At 63.6% G+C, this 16,120-nt stretch carries 12 protein-coding genes; 5 read left to right on the top strand and 7 right to left on the bottom strand.

From position 1 onward, the window contains the following. Nucleotides 1–19: 19 nt before the first annotated feature. From ade to DBAC_RS05405, 3 genes are read right to left on the bottom strand one after another with little or no spacing between them, the layout of a single operon-like run. Nucleotides 20–1,729: an adenine deaminase gene (gene ade, locus DBAC_RS05415; RefSeq protein ID WP_015773274.1), complete on the bottom strand. Its 1,710-nt coding sequence runs from the start codon at nucleotides 1,727–1,729 to the stop codon at nucleotides 20–22. 29 nt (nucleotides 1,730–1,758) lie between these two features. Continuing rightward, nucleotides 1,759–2,628 (bottom strand): lysophospholipid acyltransferase family protein, encoded by an 870-nt coding sequence (locus DBAC_RS05410; protein WP_015773273.1) that lies wholly within the window; start codon nucleotides 2,626–2,628, stop codon nucleotides 1,759–1,761. Next, nucleotides 2,625–3,269 (bottom strand): lysophospholipid acyltransferase family protein, encoded by a 645-nt coding sequence (locus tag DBAC_RS05405; protein ID WP_015773272.1) that lies wholly within the window; start codon nucleotides 3,267–3,269, stop codon nucleotides 2,625–2,627. The genes DBAC_RS05410 and DBAC_RS05405 overlap by 4 nt, the downstream gene beginning before the upstream one ends. 129 nt (nucleotides 3,270–3,398) lie before the next feature. Between DBAC_RS05405 and yedF the strand changes: the two genes are divergently transcribed. Beyond that, nucleotides 3,399–4,019, top strand: coding sequence for a sulfurtransferase-like selenium metabolism protein YedF (yedF, locus tag DBAC_RS05400; RefSeq protein ID WP_015773271.1), 621 nt, complete (start codon nucleotides 3,399–3,401; stop codon nucleotides 4,017–4,019). 57 nt (nucleotides 4,020–4,076) lie between these two features. Here the strand turns inward: yedF and DBAC_RS05395 are convergent, their stop codons facing one another. Further along, on the bottom strand, nucleotides 4,077–4,472 hold the full coding sequence (locus DBAC_RS05395; protein WP_043811792.1) for a rhodanese-like domain-containing protein: 396 nt from the start codon (nucleotides 4,470–4,472) through the stop codon (nucleotides 4,077–4,079). Between the two features lie 26 nt (nucleotides 4,473–4,498). Further along, nucleotides 4,499–5,293, bottom strand: coding sequence for a formate dehydrogenase accessory sulfurtransferase FdhD (fdhD, locus tag DBAC_RS05390; RefSeq protein WP_015773269.1), 795 nt, complete (start codon nucleotides 5,291–5,293; stop codon nucleotides 4,499–4,501). A 327-nt stretch (nucleotides 5,294–5,620) separates the two neighbouring features. Here fdhD and DBAC_RS17680 point away from each other — a divergent pair, with 327 nt between their 5' ends. From DBAC_RS17680 to DBAC_RS05370, 4 genes are all read left to right on the top strand, one after another. Continuing rightward, on the top strand, nucleotides 5,621–6,028 hold the full coding sequence (locus DBAC_RS17680) for a cytochrome c3 family protein (protein ID WP_081434357.1): 408 nt from the start codon (nucleotides 5,621–5,623) through the stop codon (nucleotides 6,026–6,028). Nucleotides 6,029–6,773: 745 nt separating this feature from the next. Further along, nucleotides 6,774–7,496, top strand: coding sequence for an ABC transporter ATP-binding protein (locus DBAC_RS05380; protein ID WP_015773267.1), 723 nt, complete (start codon nucleotides 6,774–6,776; stop codon nucleotides 7,494–7,496). Then, nucleotides 7,493–9,856 carry an ABC transporter permease gene (locus DBAC_RS05375; RefSeq protein WP_015773266.1) on the top strand — a complete coding sequence of 788 codons (2,364 nt, stop codon included), beginning with the start codon at nucleotides 7,493–7,495 and terminating at the stop codon, nucleotides 9,854–9,856. Before DBAC_RS05380 ends, DBAC_RS05375 begins: the two co-directional genes overlap by 4 nt. Then, complete coding sequence (locus DBAC_RS05370) at nucleotides 9,853–11,055, top strand: efflux RND transporter periplasmic adaptor subunit (RefSeq protein ID WP_015773265.1); 1,203 nt, start codon at nucleotides 9,853–9,855, stop codon at nucleotides 11,053–11,055. The genes DBAC_RS05375 and DBAC_RS05370 overlap by 4 nt, the downstream gene beginning before the upstream one ends. Nucleotides 11,056–11,319: 264 nt before the next feature. On the opposite strand, the gene DBAC_RS05365 is transcribed toward DBAC_RS05370, so the two are convergent. Beyond that, a complete protein-coding gene (locus DBAC_RS05365; RefSeq protein WP_015773264.1) occupies nucleotides 11,320–14,823 on the bottom strand; it encodes an ATP-binding protein in 3,504 nt (1,167 codons plus the stop codon). Further along, nucleotides 14,813–16,063 carry a metallophosphoesterase family protein gene (locus tag DBAC_RS05360; protein WP_015773263.1) on the bottom strand — a complete coding sequence of 417 codons (1,251 nt, stop codon included), beginning with the start codon at nucleotides 16,061–16,063 and terminating at the stop codon, nucleotides 14,813–14,815. The genes DBAC_RS05365 and DBAC_RS05360 overlap by 11 nt, the downstream gene beginning before the upstream one ends. Nucleotides 16,064–16,120 lie beyond the last annotated feature (57 nt).

Here is a 16,120-nt window from a genome sequence, read left to right as displayed (position 1 = left end):
AACCAGCAACCGCAGGAAATTATTCAGATAGCGGCGTAAAAGCGAAGTCCTGCACATCCACCAGGCCCTTGTCCGTCAAGCGAAGCCTTGGGATGACCGGCAGGGAAAGAAAAGAGAGCTGCATGAAAGGGTTGATGTTTTCCGGGCAGCCGAGTTCGCGAGCACTGGCGTTCAAGTGATCCAGCCCGGTCGCAATGATTTCGGGATCCTGATCGCTCATCAGCCCGGCCAGGGGCAAGGGCACCAGGTTGAGCACCCAGCCGTCGCGCACGCACACAAATCCCCCGCCGCAGTCGGCCAGGGCGCGCACGGCCAGGAGCATATCGCTGTCCGAGACGCCGGCCACGATCAGATTGTGGGAATCGTGGGCCACGGTGCTCGCGATGGCACCGCTTTTCAGTCCCAGGCCCCGCACCAGTCCGAGCCCCACGCCGCCGCTGCCGTGATGGCGCTCGAAGACGGCCAGCTTGACCACATCGCTTTCGGGGTCCGCCATGATCCGGCCATCCTGAACCAACGGCCGAACCATGTCCATTTCGGTCACGATCTGCCCGGGGACAGTACGGATGACGCGCACTTTCTTCCCGGGAGCCGGGGCGGGCATTTTGAGGCAGGACGGTCCAGTCTCGCCCAGGTGCACACTTCGTGTCACGACAAGGTCCGTCGCGGCGGGCCGCCAGGAAGCGGGCGCTATCACCTTTCCGTCCAGATATGTCTGAAAAATGGAAAACGACTCAAGGTCATCAAGCAGCACAAAATCCGCCCGGTAGCCCGGCGCCACGGCCCCCCTGCGGCGCAGGCCGAAATAGCGGGCGGTGTTGATGGAAGCCATCTGGATGGCCCGCAAGGGCGAGAGGCCACGGCTCACGGCCAGCCGGATGGTGTGGTCCAAGTGTCCGTCGCGCAAGAGGTCGTCACAGTGGCGGTCGTCGGTGACCAGGGAGCAGTTCTGGCTGTTGAAATCGTTTATGAGCGGCAGCAGGTCGAAGAGATTCTTTTCGGAACTGCCCTCGCGGATCATGACATGCATGCCCGCCCGCAGCTTTTCCCGGGCCTCGTCCAGATGGCAGGCTTCGTGGTCGCTGCCCGGCCCGGCCAGGATGTACGCGTTCAGGTCGAAACCCGAAAGACCCGGGGCGTGCCCGTCAACGGGACGGTCCCCGGCCGCGACGAGTTTGCCCATGACCTGCGGGTCCTGATATAATACGCCGGGATAGTTCATCATCTCCGCAAGGCCCAGGATGCGATCCGGATATTCCTTGAACATGGCCGCGATGTCCTGGGCGGTGATGGTCGCTCCGGCGGTCTCCAAGTGCGTGGCCGGCACGCAGGAAGGCATCATGCAGCGGATATCAAGGGGCAGGTCGCGGGTGATCTCAAGCAGCCACCTGATTCCGTCCAGTCCGAGGACATTGGCCAGCTCGTGCGGGTCGCAGACGACCACGGCCGTGCCGTGGGCCGCCGCCACCTGCGCGAAGCGGACGGGATCGAGCAGGGTGGACTCGATGTGGATGTGCCCCTCGATCAGCCCCGGGCAGAGGTATCGCCCGCAGGCATCGACGACCTGAAGAGCCTCATATTCGCCGAAACCAACGATGGTCCCGTTCTTGACGCCAACGCTTGCAGGATGAATCTCCCCGGAAAGGACGTTGACCACCTGACAGTTACGAACCAGCAAATCCACAGGGGCCTCGCCCCGGGCGGCATGCAGCAGGCTGTTCATGGGCATATTCACCTCGTCTTGTAGGAAAAATCCGGTCAGGGCCGCGTTTTCCAGCGTCTGTGCATCCAGAACCACTGTTCCGGATAGCGCAGCACCATCTTTTCCACGGCTTCGGTATAAAAACGACAGATCTGTTCGATGCGTTCCGCCCTGCTGCCTTCAAGCGTCGCCGTATCCAGGCAAGGCAGGGTCACGGCCCGGAATCGGCCCTCGGGCAGACGAATGAGGAAAAAGGGCCAGACCTCGGCCTTGGCGCGCAAGGCCAGGATGGCCGGCCCCTTGTTCACTGCGGCGACCTTGCCCAGAAAGGGCAGGAACTGCGCCTCGGCTCTCTTGCAGTTGTGGTCGACCAGAAATGCGCAGAGTCCACCGCTACGCAGTTTTCCCAGGGCTTCGGTCGCGGCCTCGCGATGGGGCAGCACCCGGATTTTGCTTTGAGTGCGCATGTGCATCAAGAGGTCGGCCAGAGCGACGTCCTTGGGCAAACGGGCCACGACCTGGCAATCGGTCTTGGTATTGAAGCGCTTGAGCACTCCGCCTAAAAGTTCCCAGCATCCAAGATGCCCGGTCACGCCCACGACAGGTCGCAATGTGGAGCCCATCCGGACAAAGAGATCCGGATTTTCGTATTCGATGCGCTCTTCCAAAAAGCGGTGGTCCATGTAGCGGGCGTGAAAAAGCTCCAGAAAGGAGCAGGCGCTGTGCTGAAAACTGGCCTTGGCCATCGCTCTGGCCTCACGCTCATCCAGGCCGAGGCGTTCCTGCATGCAGACCGTGGTTTCTTTGCGCCGAGAAGGCAAAACGGCCCAGATGAGTTTGCCGATTCCGTTCCCGAGGGCATGCAACCGCGCAAGCGATAAGGACGTGCCCAAGGGCAAAAAAGCATTGTAGGCTATATGTCTCACGCGTTTTTTCCAAGAGAGTTCATGATCTGTTCAAGATATTCACACTGCCTTTGCATTTCCGCAGGATCATCTCCGGGATCGGGCAAGACGATGGGATCGCCGTAAATGATGGTGCATCTGGAAAACGGCCACGGCAATTGAAATTTATCCCAGGCGCGATGAAAGACTTTTGCCCGGCTCATCACGGCCCGCACCGGCACAATGGGCGAACCGGCGAGCCTGGCCAAAAAGAGCGCTCCGGGCTTGACCTTGTGGCGCGGACCACGCGGCCCGTCAACGGTGAAAATGACGCCCACGCCCTGCTCGTCCATGACCCGCTTGGCCGCGATCAGGGCCCGCATGCCGCCGCGCGAACTGGAGCCGCGCACGCTCATGAAGCCGAAACTCTTCAGCGCCGCAGCCAGGATTTCCCCGTCCTTGCTCTGGCTGACCACGCAGGCCATACGCTCACCGGCATGGGCCGGGATGAGCGGAAAAATCTCGTCATGCCAGAGCATGATCACGGGCCGCCTGGCGCGAAGCTGCGGGTCCGTGAAGACAGCGGTATTGATACGCTCAACACGCAGGGTCAGGTGCCACAGACGCACAAGCCAGGCCAAAGCGGTGCCTAAAAACCTGGGAGAAACGGGAACCCGCACCATGCAACTCCTTATCGGATCGGAATAGAATCGATTTTTTCGATGGAAAGATAAAAAATGTATAGGTTTAAACGATTTGACCAGATCACGCGGTCGCGTCAATCATCCGAAAAAAAAAAAGGGAGTCTCACCATGCCCATCGTCCTCAATTGCGAAAACGAACCATGCCCCAACCCCGTATTGCGTTGCAAGCGGCTTCTGGACGAGCAAACGCCTCAAAAAATGGAAGTCATCGTCGACAACGAGGCGGCCATGGACAACGTCAGCCGCTATCTGGCCAGCAAGGGCATGCGCGTAGACGAGACGAACAAGGACGGGAAACTGTGGACCATCAAGGCCTCGCAGGCTGGTTCCGCGGACGCCTCCCCTGCCGTTCAGACGCCACCGGCGCAAGCAGAGCCCAAACAGGGCGGCACCGCAAAGATTCTGGTCTTTCTGACCTCCGACACCGTGGGACAGGGAGACGACACGCTGGGCTCCCGGCTGATGGGCAATTTCCTGAACACCCTGCCGGAGCTTGGCGAGGCATTGTGGCGCATCATCATGGTCAACGGCGCGGTGAAGCTGGCCACGGCGACAAACCCGGCCATAGAGGCGCTCAAAAAACTCGAAGCAGCCGGCGTGTCCATTCTGGTCTGCGGCACCTGTCTGGAGTTCTTCAAGCTCATGGATCAGAAGGAAGTCGGCCAGGTCACCAACATGCTCGACGTGGTCACCAGCCAGCAGGTGGCCGACAAAGTCATCACGTTATAACAATCCCGTTTTTCCGAACCACGCACGCGGACCCGGAACAATTCCCGGGTTCGCGCTTCACTTGATCAAGGGCAATCCAGCTTCTCTCCAGGCCAGAATCCCGCCGCGCAGGTCATACACATTCTTGAATCCGAGATCATCAGCCATTTTCAGCACGTGCGAGCTGCGATTGCCGCTGCGGCAGTATGTGAGGATGGTCGCATCGCGGTCCAGCTGCGCGAAACGTTCCCGAAAATCCGAGGCGTAGTAGTCAAGCAGGACTGCTCCTTCAATGGAGCCCTGCCCGAATTCCTGCGCGGTGCGCACGTCGAGGATCAGAAAATCGGGATTGTCCCGGTTCACGCGCATGAGATCGGCGGCTGCAGAGGGTTCGAGCAGCCGCTCGTCCTGTGCCCGGCACGCAGCCGAGAACAGCAGCATGATGGACAAGGCGGCCACCACCGCAAATCGCATGGCCACACCCCGAGTCGGACGCCTGTTCACAGGATTCGCTCCGCAGCCGAGAAAATGGAAAACCGGTTCTGGCGTGCGAACCCGATGAGGGTCAGGTTCATGTCCCGGGCCAAGAGCACGGCCTGGTGGGTCGGCGCGCCCAGGGAAACCAGCACGGGAATACCGGCCCTTCTGCCCTTGTGCACGATCTCCGAGGAGATGCGCCCCGAGGTGATCATGACCGTACGCGCAAGGTCCACGCCCTGGGCCAGGGCCCGTCCCACGACTTTGTCGGCGGCGTTGTGGCGGCCGACATCGTCGCGGATCAGCTCCGGGTCCTCTCCTTCTGCGCTGAGGGCCACGGTGTGCACGCCGCCCGTGGCATGGTGCAGGTCCGAATAGCGACGAAACCAGTTGGCAAGCTCCTGCACGCGCCCGGCGGGCAAAGTGAACCCGGCGGGCAGCGGATCGCTCCCTGCCAGTTCCAGAGCGCTGGCGAACATGACGCCCTTGCCGCAGCCGGAGGTGAAGGTGCGGCGAGAGAGCTGCTCCGGCTCTACCGCCACGGCCAGACGCACGTTCACGGCCCAAACCGCCGGATCGACTTCGCAGGACAAAAAATCGTCCGGATTGCCAAGCAGCCCGGAGGTATGCAGAAAGCCCCGGGCCAGATCGTCCAGATGTTCGGGCGTGCACATCAGGGTGGCGATCTCCGTGGCACCGGCCATGATGGTCACGGGCACTTCCGTGGCCACGACATCGGTCTCCTGCGCGAAACCGGCGGCCGTAACCTTGACTATATCCATCTGCACCAGAGGTTCCAAAGGCTGGGGATCTGCCATGGGGACTCCTTGAAAAAAATGGTGAACGCCGCCGGCATCGACTGCGGCAGACACAGCGGCAAGGCGAGACAAGATCGCCAGGCACGGGAATGTCCTACTTGCAGCCCGCCTCCTGTCAAGGCGAAGAATAGCCTTCCCGCCGGGTTAAATGGAAATATCGCGTGAGGGGCCTCTTCGTGACAAAGTTCACATTTGAGTCCTTGCCCTCCAGCAGGTAAGAATATAAGGGAAAAAATCAACCCGAGGGACGCCCTGACTCTTTTATTTCCCCCTGTGGAAGATGAAAAAAGGGTCACGGGAACCAGATCTGGAACATTCAAGGAGGAAATGATGAACCGTCTTCGTACGCTGGCCCTGGTAGGACTGATACTTTTTGGCAGCGCCACGATCGCCCTGAGCGAAACTTTCGAGATTCCCGAGAGCGTGACCATGAGCCCGCAGCAATTTGAAGGCTACACGCCCAAGAAAGGGGATGTGACCTTCAATCATGCTTCACACATGGATATCGCCTGCCAGCAGTGCCACCACACCGTGGCCGACACCTACACCATCGAAAGCTGCATGACCGAAGGGTGTCACGACAACATCAAGGATCGCACGGAAGTTTCCTCGGTCTACCGGACCTTCCACACCACCCAGGACAAGGAAAAGAGCTGCGTGGGCTGTCACCGCGAGCTCAAGCGCCAGGGCCCCAGCGACGCCCCCCTGGCCTGCAACAGCTGTCACGTGCAGTAAATTTTGTGGCTCTAACCCCCGTTGGAGCTTCATAAACTTTGAGATGTGCGGGACGCGGCCCGTTGTCGATGCGGTCCTCAGCCCCGCCGGAACTCCTTCACCGACCTCGTAGAGTTGAATCGTTGCGTGCAGGGCGCAAAATCCGGACAGCCCTCCAGGCAACGATTCAACAAACGATGCCTGGCTCAGTCAAACAGCCGACGAGGCTGAGGACCACATCGACAACGGCCCTTGACGCACTGGCGGAATGATTTTGGCGGCTTGCCATGCCTGCTATAATGATTTTCAACGCCATGACTCAAGCCAAAGCGGCCTGAACGCCTCGGGCGTCTCCCATGCCTGTTAAACCGATTTCCACCACCATTACTCAAACCAAAACGCTCCAGTTCGTGCCTAGCGGCTCCCACACCTGCCAAACTGATTCCCATCACCAATTACTCAAACCCAAGCGTTCCGGTTCGCTCCGGAAAGGGCTCTCGACTGTCTGACTGAGCCAGGCATCGTTGGTTTTCCCGTCGCCCCCCACTTTTCCACGCTCAATCGCCCTGCACGCGACGGGTAAACCTTACGAGGCCCGCGAAGGAGTTTCGAGAGACCTTTCCGGAGCGAACCGGAATGCGACGCCCTGCACAGCCCCAAATTCTTCTTCAAGCCCCTTCATCCTGCACAATCATAATCCTCAAAAATTGACCTCCACCCCCCATTGTGCTTCAGTAATTCCGTACCAAATACACGGAGTTCCAGCATGACCACGCCGCAACCCTCCCCCCTCCTCTGCGCCCAAGACCTGACCAAGGTCTATCATTCCGGCGCGGCCGTCGAAGTGCGGGCCCTGGCCGGGGTCAGCCTGGACCTTTTTCCGGGCGAACTGGTTGTGCTCCTGGGCGCGTCGGGCAGCGGCAAGTCGACCCTGCTCAATATCCTGGGCGGCCTCGACACCCCCACCAGCGGCACTCTGTCCTACCGTGGCCGGGACCTGACCCACGCCGACGAGAAAACCCTGACCGCCTACCGCCGCGAGTCCGTCGGCTTCATCTTCCAGTTCTACAACCTCATCCCCAGCCTCACGGCCCGCGAGAATGTGGCGCTCATCACCGACATCGCGGACAATCCCATGGACCCGGCCGAAGCCTTGTCCCTGGTGGGCCTTGAGCCCCGGCTGGACCATTTCCCGTCCCAGCTCTCGGGCGGCGAGCAGCAGCGCGTGGCCATCGCCCGCGCCATCGCCAAGAACCCCGACGTGCTGCTCTGCGACGAGCCCACCGGCGCCCTGGATGTGCGCACCGGCATCACGGTGCTCACGGCCATCGAGCGCATCAACGAGGATCTTGGCACCCTGGCCGTGGTCATCACGCACAACGTGGCCATCGCGGACATGGCCGACCGCGTCATCCTGCTCTCTGACGGCCGCATCACCGACATCCGGACCAACGGGACCCGCCGCCGGGCGGAAGAGCTGGTCTGGTGAGCGCCCTGAACGTGAAACTCCGGCGCGACCTGTGGTCCATGAAGGGGCAGATGGCCGCGGTGTCCCTGGTCATGGCCTGCGGGCTCATGGTCATGATCATGGCCCGCGGACTGGTCATGTCCTTGGAAACCGCGCGGGACAAATACTACTCTTCACACCTGCTGTCGGATGTCTTCTGCGACCTCAAACGCGCACCGAACGCCATCAAGCAGCGCCTTAGGATGATCGATGGCACGGCGGCTCTGGAGACGCGGATCAAGGGCACCCTGACCCTGCACCTGCCCGGCCTGCGCGAACCCGGCGACGGGCTGGTGCTGTCCCTGCCCGACGGCCGGGAGACCGAGGTCAATCGCCTGCACCTGCGCCTGGGCCGCCTGCCCGAGCCGTACAGCGCGCACGAGGTCGTGGTCAGCGTGCCCTTCGCCAAGGCCCACGGCTTCATGCCCGGTCACACCCTGGAGGCCACCATGCACGGGGCGCGGACCACGCTGCGCATCGTCGGCGTGGGCATCTCGCCCGAGTTCGTGTACGAGACCAGGCCCGGCGAGACCGTACCCGACAGCCGCCGCTACGGCACCTTCTGGATGAGCGAGGGCGCTCTGGCCGAAGCCTACGACCTGAGCGGAGCCTTCAACAGCGTCATCCTGACCCTGGCCCCGGGAGCTGAAACCGGGCCCGTGAAGAAAGAACTGGACCGCATCCTGGCCCCGTATGGCGCACTGGTGGCCTTCGACCGCTCGGAACACGTCTCGACCAAGCTCATCGACGACCGCATCGCCATGCTGAAAGGCTTCGCCATCGCCTTCCCGGTCATATTCCTGTCCATCGCCGCCTTCATGACCAGCGCCGCCCTGACACGGCTGGTGCGCCTGCAACGCGAGCAGATCGCGCAGCTGAAAGCCTTCGGCTACTCCTCGGCGGCCGTGGGCTGGCACTATTTCCAGTTCGCCCTGGCTGCGGTGCTGGCCGCAACGCTGCTGGGCTCCGTGGTCGGTCTGTGGCTGGGACAAAATCTGGTGGAAATCTACCACCGCTTCTTCCAGTTCCCGAACCTTGTCTTCAGGCCCGACTGGTGGGCTTTGGGCCTGGCCCTGGCCGCCAGCGCCGGGGCGTCCTTCGCGGGGGTGCTGGGCGCGGTGCGTCAGGCCGTGAGCCTGCCTCCGGCCGAGGCCATGCGACCGGAGCCTCCGGCGCATTTCGGGCCGTCGCTGCTGGAACGCATGGGCCTCTTGCGCCTGCTCTCCCCGACCCAGCGCATGGCTCTGCGCAACCTGGAGCGCAAACCCTGGCAGGCCCTGTTCACGACCCTGGGCCTGGCCATGGCCACGGCCATCCCCATCGTGCCCGGGGCCATGGGCGACGGCATCGACTACCTCATGGACTTCCAGTGGCGCCTGGCCCAGCGCCAAGATGCCACCGTGACTCTCATCGAACCCGGCTCCCCGTCCGCCCTGCACGCATTGTCCGCCATGCCCGGAGTCATGCATGCCGAGCCCTTCCGCGTGGTGCAGGGACGCATCGTCAGCGGCCTGCTCGAACGCCGCGTCGGTTTGACCGGCCGCCTGCCAGGAGCGCGCCTGAACCTCCTCCTCGACGCCGAAGGCCGGACCGTGGACCTGCCCCTGTCGGGCCTGCTGCTGTCCGAAAAGCTGGCCGAGGTGCTGGAACTCGTCCCCGGCGACCCGGTGCGCATCGAGGTCCAGGAAGGACGGCGTCCCGTGCTTGAAACGTTCGTGGCCGGGACCATCACCGATTTCGCCGGGGTGGGCGCGTACATGGACTTTGACGCCTTGGGGCGCCTCATGGGCGAGGAACGGGTCATAAGCGGGGCGCATCTCGTCCTCGACGAGAGCCGCCGGGACCGTTTTCTGCACGAGGTGTCGGACACTCCAGCCATCGCCTCGGCCGTGTTCACCTCCTCGGCGCGGGAGAGCTTCCAGTCGGCCATGGGCGACATGATGGGCGTGGTCCAGGCCGTGTATTTCGGTTTCGCCATCATCGTGTCCTGCGGAGTGGTCTACAACGGCGCGCGCATCGCCCTGTCCGAACGCACCCGCGACCTGGCCACGCTGCGCGTACTGGGCTTCTCCGAGGCCGAGACTACGGTCGTCCTGCTTTCCGAACTCGCGGTGCTGACCCTCGCGGCCCTGCTGCCCGGCCTGTGGATCGGGACCGAACTGGCCCGCATCCTGGTCATGACGGCCAACACCGAGTCCGTGCGCATGCCGCTGGTGCTGACGGACCGCGCCTACGCCACGGCCGTGCTCATCGTTCTCTCATCCTCCCTGGCGTCTTTTCTGGTGGTCGGCCGCCGCATCAAAAACCTGCAACTGCTCTCCGTGCTGAAGGCTCCCGAATGAACACCGCACGCAAGCGCCGACCGTGGCGCATCCTCATCCCCGTTCTCCTGATCCTGGCCGCCCTGCTGGCCTACGGATTTTGGCCAAGCCCCCTGCCCGTGCAGACAGCCTCCGTGGCCAAGGGACCCATGACCGTCAGCGTGACCGAGGAGGGCAAGACGCGCATCCACAGCCGCTACCTTGTCTACCCGCCCACGGCCGGACACCTGCAGCGCGTGGAGCTCCGCGCCGGGGCGCGTGTGGAAGCCGGCTCCGTGCTGGCCGTGCTCACTCCGGAGGCTTCGACCTTCCTGAATTCGCGTGCCAGAGCCGAGGCCCTGGCACGGGTGGACGCGACCGAGGCCGCAGTCAAGGCCCGACGGGCCGAGGCCCAGCGCGTGGGCGTGAGCCTGGAACTGGCCCGCACGGAGCTTGGGCGCATGGACGCGCTGCTTCAAAGCGGGGCCGTGGCTCGCCAGGAATGGGACCGGGCCGAAAATCAGGTTCGAGTTTTGGAACGCGGGGTGCAGGCCGCGGCCTTTGCCTTGCAGGTGGCCGAACATGAGGCCGCAGCCGCCAGGGCCGTGCTGACCAAGGGCGCGATACCGGAGAACGGCGAGAGCGTGCCCATCCTGGCCCCGGTGAACGGATACGTGCTGGCCGTCATGGAGGAAAACGCCCGCGCCGTGACCGCGTCCACGCCCATCATGGAAGTGGGCGACCCAAGTGACCTGGAGATCGAAATCGAACTGTTGTCCACGGACGCGGTGGCGGTTGCTCCCGGAGCGCACGCCCGCATCGAGCACTGGGGCGGCGAAGGCAGCCTTGCGGCCAGGATCACGGTGGTGGAACCCGGCGGATTCACCAAGGTCTCGGCCATCGGCGTGGAGGAGCAACGGGTCACGGTGCGGGCCGAGCTCGTCGACGCCCCGCCGCCGGGAGTGCTGCTGGGAGACCGCTACGGAGTGCAGGCCCGCATCGTGACCTGGCAGGGGGAGAACGTGCTGCAAGTGCCCACAGGCGCCCTTTTCCGGCACGGCGGCGAATGGCGGGCTTTCGTGCTCGAAGGGGGCAAGGCGGTATTGCGAAAACTTGCCGTCGGACGTGAGAACGGACTGGAAGCAGAGGTGCGGGAAGGCCTGGCCGAAGGCGAAACGGTCATCCTCCACCCGCCGGATACGCTGAAGGACGGGATGCGGGTTGAGGCGGGAAAACTATAAAGAAGAGGAGAAGACAGCACTTACCTCAACACTGTCTCCGAGCGCGGGCGGGGCTGGCCGGAGCCGGAGTGTCGAAACTCCCTCACCGGCCTCGTAATCTTTCCCCGCTGCGTGCAGTGAACATCGGCCTGCGCTGCGTACGTTGCAGCAGCGGAGAAACAAACGATGCCAGGATCGGTCAAACAGTCGACCCTCCGGCTCCGGCCAGCCCCGCCCGCGCGCCCACCGACTTGACCAGGAAGAAACGTTATCCATTTCCGGTTCCTACAGCCCGTGCACGAACACCCGGTCTTCCCGGCCCAGGGAATGAGCCAGTTCGGCAATGCGGGCCTGGTGGGTGAACATGATTATCTGGGTGCGCTCGGCCATGGCGGCGAACACTTCAAGAGTCGCGTGGGAGCGTTCTTCATCGAAATTGATCAGGATGTCGTCAACGATGAACGGCATCGGCTCCGTGGTTTTTGAACGCAGCTCCAGGCTGGCCAGCCTCAGCGCCAGGTAGAGCTGATCCCTGGTCCCGGAGCTCATGCCCTCGACCTTCACCAGCAAACCGTTTGCACGCACGCCGATGAGAACGGGCCGGTCGGCCTCGTCGATGTCCGCCCGCAGACCGGCAAAAGAGCCCAAAGTCAATTTCGCGAACAGATCGGAGGCAATGGCCAAAAGCGGCCCCTGGTTGGCGGCCCGAAAACGCTCTATCTCCGCCCGCAGCACCCTGGAGGCGAGCTTCAGCCGGATATAGCGGTCGGTCATGCGCGAGATGCGGGCCAGCACCTCCTGCATTTCCTCGGCGATGCGGGCGGCGGCGTCATCGCCGTTCATGCGCGCCAGTTCGTTCTTCTCCTGCCCGACCTTTTCCGCGAGAGGACGGATGCGCGGCTCGATCTCTTCTTCAAGCTCCATGCGCAAGGCCGCGATCTTTCCGGGCAGGGCGTCGGCGTCCTGTCCGGCCGCCAGGGCTTCCAGATCATCCAGGGTGCCGCCCTCGGCAATGGCGGCAAGGTTCGACTCGACCTCGTCGAGCTTGCTCCGCACCTGGGCATAGTCCGCAAAACGCCTTTCTGCCAGGATCATGCATTCGTCGTCGTCGCAGCGCGACTGGGCGCGCAACGCGGCCCTGCCCTCCTCCAGAATCCGCAATTCCTCCCGGTCGACGAGGGCCTGCCTGTCCAGGGCGGCAATTTCCTCTTCCTGCCGCGACCAGACCGCGTGTTCCCGCACGGCCTGCCCCAAAAGGCCCTTCATCTGCGCCACGGCCAGGGCCGCATCGAGCCGGGCCGCGTCCGGAGCGACCATCGCGGCCAGTTCGCGCACCCGATTCTCGAAGGTCTGTCCGTCGCGATCGATGCCCTTGAGACGCTTGCGCAGTTCGGACTCCTCATGCAGCTTGGCCAGGCATTCCTGGACCGTGTCCACATAATCGGCGGCCTCGGCCGGAGAGGAGTTGCCGGACAGCCCCATGAAGCTAAGCGCCTCTTCCCAGGCCGCCCGCCATTCCTCCAGGTTACGCCGGGCAGTCTCCAGGCCCGCTTCGGCCCGCTCCGCCGCCGCCTCCAGTTCACGCACGGCTTTTTGCAGGGTCTCGCGCCGGGCATTGCCGTCGCGGAGCCGCTCGGCCACGGCCTGGGCCCTGCGCAGCGCCTCCCCCAGCCCGGCTCCGGGCAGCTCCGCCCCTTCACCGACCAGGGCCAGCTCCTGGTCCAGCAACGCGCGCAGTTCCTGCCGCCCCCGCTGCTTGGCGTTGATCTCGGCCCTTGCCCTGCCCAGCTCCTCGACCTGCAAGCGCAAGGCCTCGAAATTGACGATCCAGGCCCGCATCTCGCGCGGACCACGGGGAACGATCCCCGCCCCGGCCCATTGCTCAAGCCAGCGGGCAAACAATTCCTCGTTCGCGGCCTGCGCAGCTTCCCGTCTTTGCCGCAGCCCGGCCAACGCGGCCTCTGCGGCTTCGATCCCGGCCAGGAGCTGGGCATGCTTCTGAACCCGATCCGCCTCCCGGTACATCCGGTCCGCGGTCCGGTCGGCCAGGGTCACGCTGTGCTCATAGGCCTCGGGCAAGGGATGATCTGGGGCGTAGAGAGAACTTTCCTTTGCCATGTCTTCCCCGTCCAGCCACTGCCTGCGCAAAAGCGTCCAGCCCTGTTCGCGGCGGGCGCGGCAGGCCTGAAGCTCCGTCTCGGAGGGCACCACGGCGGCGTGCTCGATGGCGCGAAGGTCCCTGTGTAGGACGGTCAAAGCCTGGACCGTCCTGTCCTCTTCCGAGGAGAGCAGCCGCAGCTCCTCGTCCGCCGACTGCAGCGCAGCCTCGAACTCGTTCACGGTTTCCGGCAGGGGCAGGGCGATATACAGCGCCTGCTCAAGGGTTCCGTTCCAAAGCCCGAGCCTCTGCAAGGCGGCCTGACAGCCGGTTTCGATGCGCAGCAGATCGTCTTGGCGCGACCCGAGTTCGGCGTCGAGATCGCCCTTTTTAAGCACCTCGTTCACAGCCCGCAGCAGGGATACGGCGTCGACAGGCTGGCCCAGCGAGGCCAGCTCCGCCTGCCTGCCGCCCAACTCACGGCGCACTTCCCGCAAGCGATCCTCGGCCTGCCGGACCTCCTGGCGCACGGCCTCATGCCGCTGCCCCAGCGCCTGCACGGTCTTGCGCTTGGCCAGGCCGGGCCGCAGGCTTTCGGCCTGCTCGACATCCAGGTCCGGCCTGATGCGGCGCAGCAGGTTCGAAGCCTCGGTCTTGAAGGCGATGCGCATGCCTTCGAGGCGTGGCCGATCCAGCAGCCCCTTGCGGTATTCGCCCAGGCGCAGATGCAGGTCTTCGATATCGTCGGCAAGATTCAAAACGCCCCTGTTCAGGCCAACCGCCGCCTGCCTGTCGTGCAACTCGGTCAGGCGCTCCTGCGTGCCGTGGAGCCTGGCTCGCGCGGCCCGCAATTCTTCTTCGAGCCGACGGCGCTGCATGCCGAAATCCTCCGGCAAAGGCACAACTTCACCCATCACTTGAAGTTTTTCCAGATACAGACGCCGCTGAGTCAGAAAAGGCAGAGACCGGCTGAGCCTTTCCAGCAGGTGAAGTTCACGCCTGAGGTCCTGACTGCGCTGCGTGAGCAGCCGCAGCTCGTCTTCCGCCTGCGCCAGGGAGGCGCATTGCCGTTGCCATTCCTGGCTGCCGAGACTGACGCCGCGCAGGCGGACCTGCAATTCCTTGTAATGGCCAAGGGCCTGGGTAATGGCCTTGCTCCCGGCGCGGGGCCGGAAAAGCTCGTCGGCATCGGCGTCAAGCCCGGCGAGAACGGATTTCAGGGAGGCAAAGCCAGCCCCGGCGGCAAACAGGGCCTGTCCCACCTCGCCCTGCTGATCGAGGATGCCCTGCCCGCCCTGGACCAAGGTTTCGTGGTTGATCCCGTACATGCTGGCAAAAAGATCCTGCCCCAATCCCTGCAGGAAAGGAGCGAGAGCGTCGGAGGGAAGAGGCTGATCCTTCGCGTCGAAAAGATCGTTCTTGTTTTTCTTGCGGCGGAAGAAACAGAGTTCGCCGCCGTCTGCGTGACGCAGGCAGCCGCCGACCAGGAGCTGGTCGTAAGGGTGCAGAAAATTGTCGCCGGTGCGCAGGGGAAAACCGAAAAAAAGCGCCTGCAGGGCGCGCATGGCGCTGGATTTCCCGGCCTCGTTGGGGCCGTGCACGATATGCAGGCCGGGCAGCGCCGAATCAAAATCCAGCCCTCGATCGCTGAAGGGACCAAAAGCCTTGAATTCCAGGCGCTTAATAATCATGGCCGCCCTCCGCCAGTCTGGCCATGAGCACGTCCCGGACCTCATCGCGCACCACGGCCAGCCCCTCCTCGTCCGGGTTGAAGGGATCATTCTCCCCCAAAAGATCGGCGGGCAGTCTTGAGCGCAGAGCCTCGAATTCCGGCACCAGCTCCGTCAGCGACACAAAATCAAGACGCAGTTCCGCCACGGCCTGCATAAGTCCGGTCAGGGGCGTATCCCCTGCAAGCGGGCCTTCGGCCAACGGACTGGTCGCGATGCGGAATTTTTCCAGCCACACATCGCCAAGGTCCGCGGCCACGGCGCGGAACTCTTCACGCAGCTTCTCCTCGTTGCGATGTATCTGCTCATGCAGGGAGCTTTTGCCTTCAAGGATGACGCGCGCAGCCAGAGGGCGGCCATCCGTGCCCTGCCGCTCACGCTCCATGGCCTCGCGCACCCGGTCCGTGACCAGGTCCAGGCTCTCGCAGCCGTTCAGCTCCACCCGGCAGAGCGCAAAGCGCAGCACGTCGAGCTCGCGAAAATCCACATCCGTGATCCGCCCATCCTCGACGGTCACCAGCTGGCAGCCCTTGACACCGGCTTCGCGGATATGCCTCCCCTGGATGTTGCCGGAAAACACCACCCACGGATGGACATGCACGACCTCGCGCTGGTGCACATGCCCCAGCGCCCAATAATCGTACCCCTTGGAGACAAGAGTTTCCAGCGTGCACGGGGCATAGGGTTCATGCCCGGCGCGGCCGGTCAGGCTGGTGTGCAGCAGGCCGATGTTGCACAGACCGGGCAGGGCCTGCGGATAGGCGCGGCTCAAATCCTCGGTCACGCTGCGCCCGGCGAAGCTCTGGCCGTGGATGACCACGCCCAGCTCATCAATGGTCTTTGTTTCCGGCTTCTTGTGGGAGAAAAGGGTCACGTTGTCCGGCAGGCTGAGGGCGCGGGTCAGGGGACTGGCCGCGTCATGGTTGCCGGACACCAGAAAGACCCGGATGCCAGCCTCGCGCAGGCGGCCCATGCGGTGGGTGAAATAGAGGCCGGTGTTGTAGTCTTTCCAGTCCCCGTCGAAGAGATCCCCGGCCAAAAGGACGAAGGCCGCCCTCTCCTCGATGGCCAGATTGACCAGATTGTCGAAGGCCCGCCGCGCAGCGCCCCGGATCTGCTCCACGGGCGCGTCGGGATAGGACTCAAGGCCCCGCAGGGGGCTGTCCAGATGAATGTCTGCGGCGTGAATGAAGCGGAACATGAAATCTCCCGGTTACGGCGCGGTCACGTTTCAACGACGAAGCATGAAGTAATGCCG

The sequence above is a fragment of the Desulfomicrobium baculatum DSM 4028 genome (assembly GCF_000023225.1).
Classification (GTDB): domain Bacteria; phylum Desulfobacterota; class Desulfovibrionia; order Desulfovibrionales; family Desulfomicrobiaceae; genus Desulfomicrobium; species Desulfomicrobium baculatum.
The sequence above is the reverse complement of the archived record's forward strand: the minus strand, read 5'-3'. Positions and strand labels throughout refer to the sequence as shown.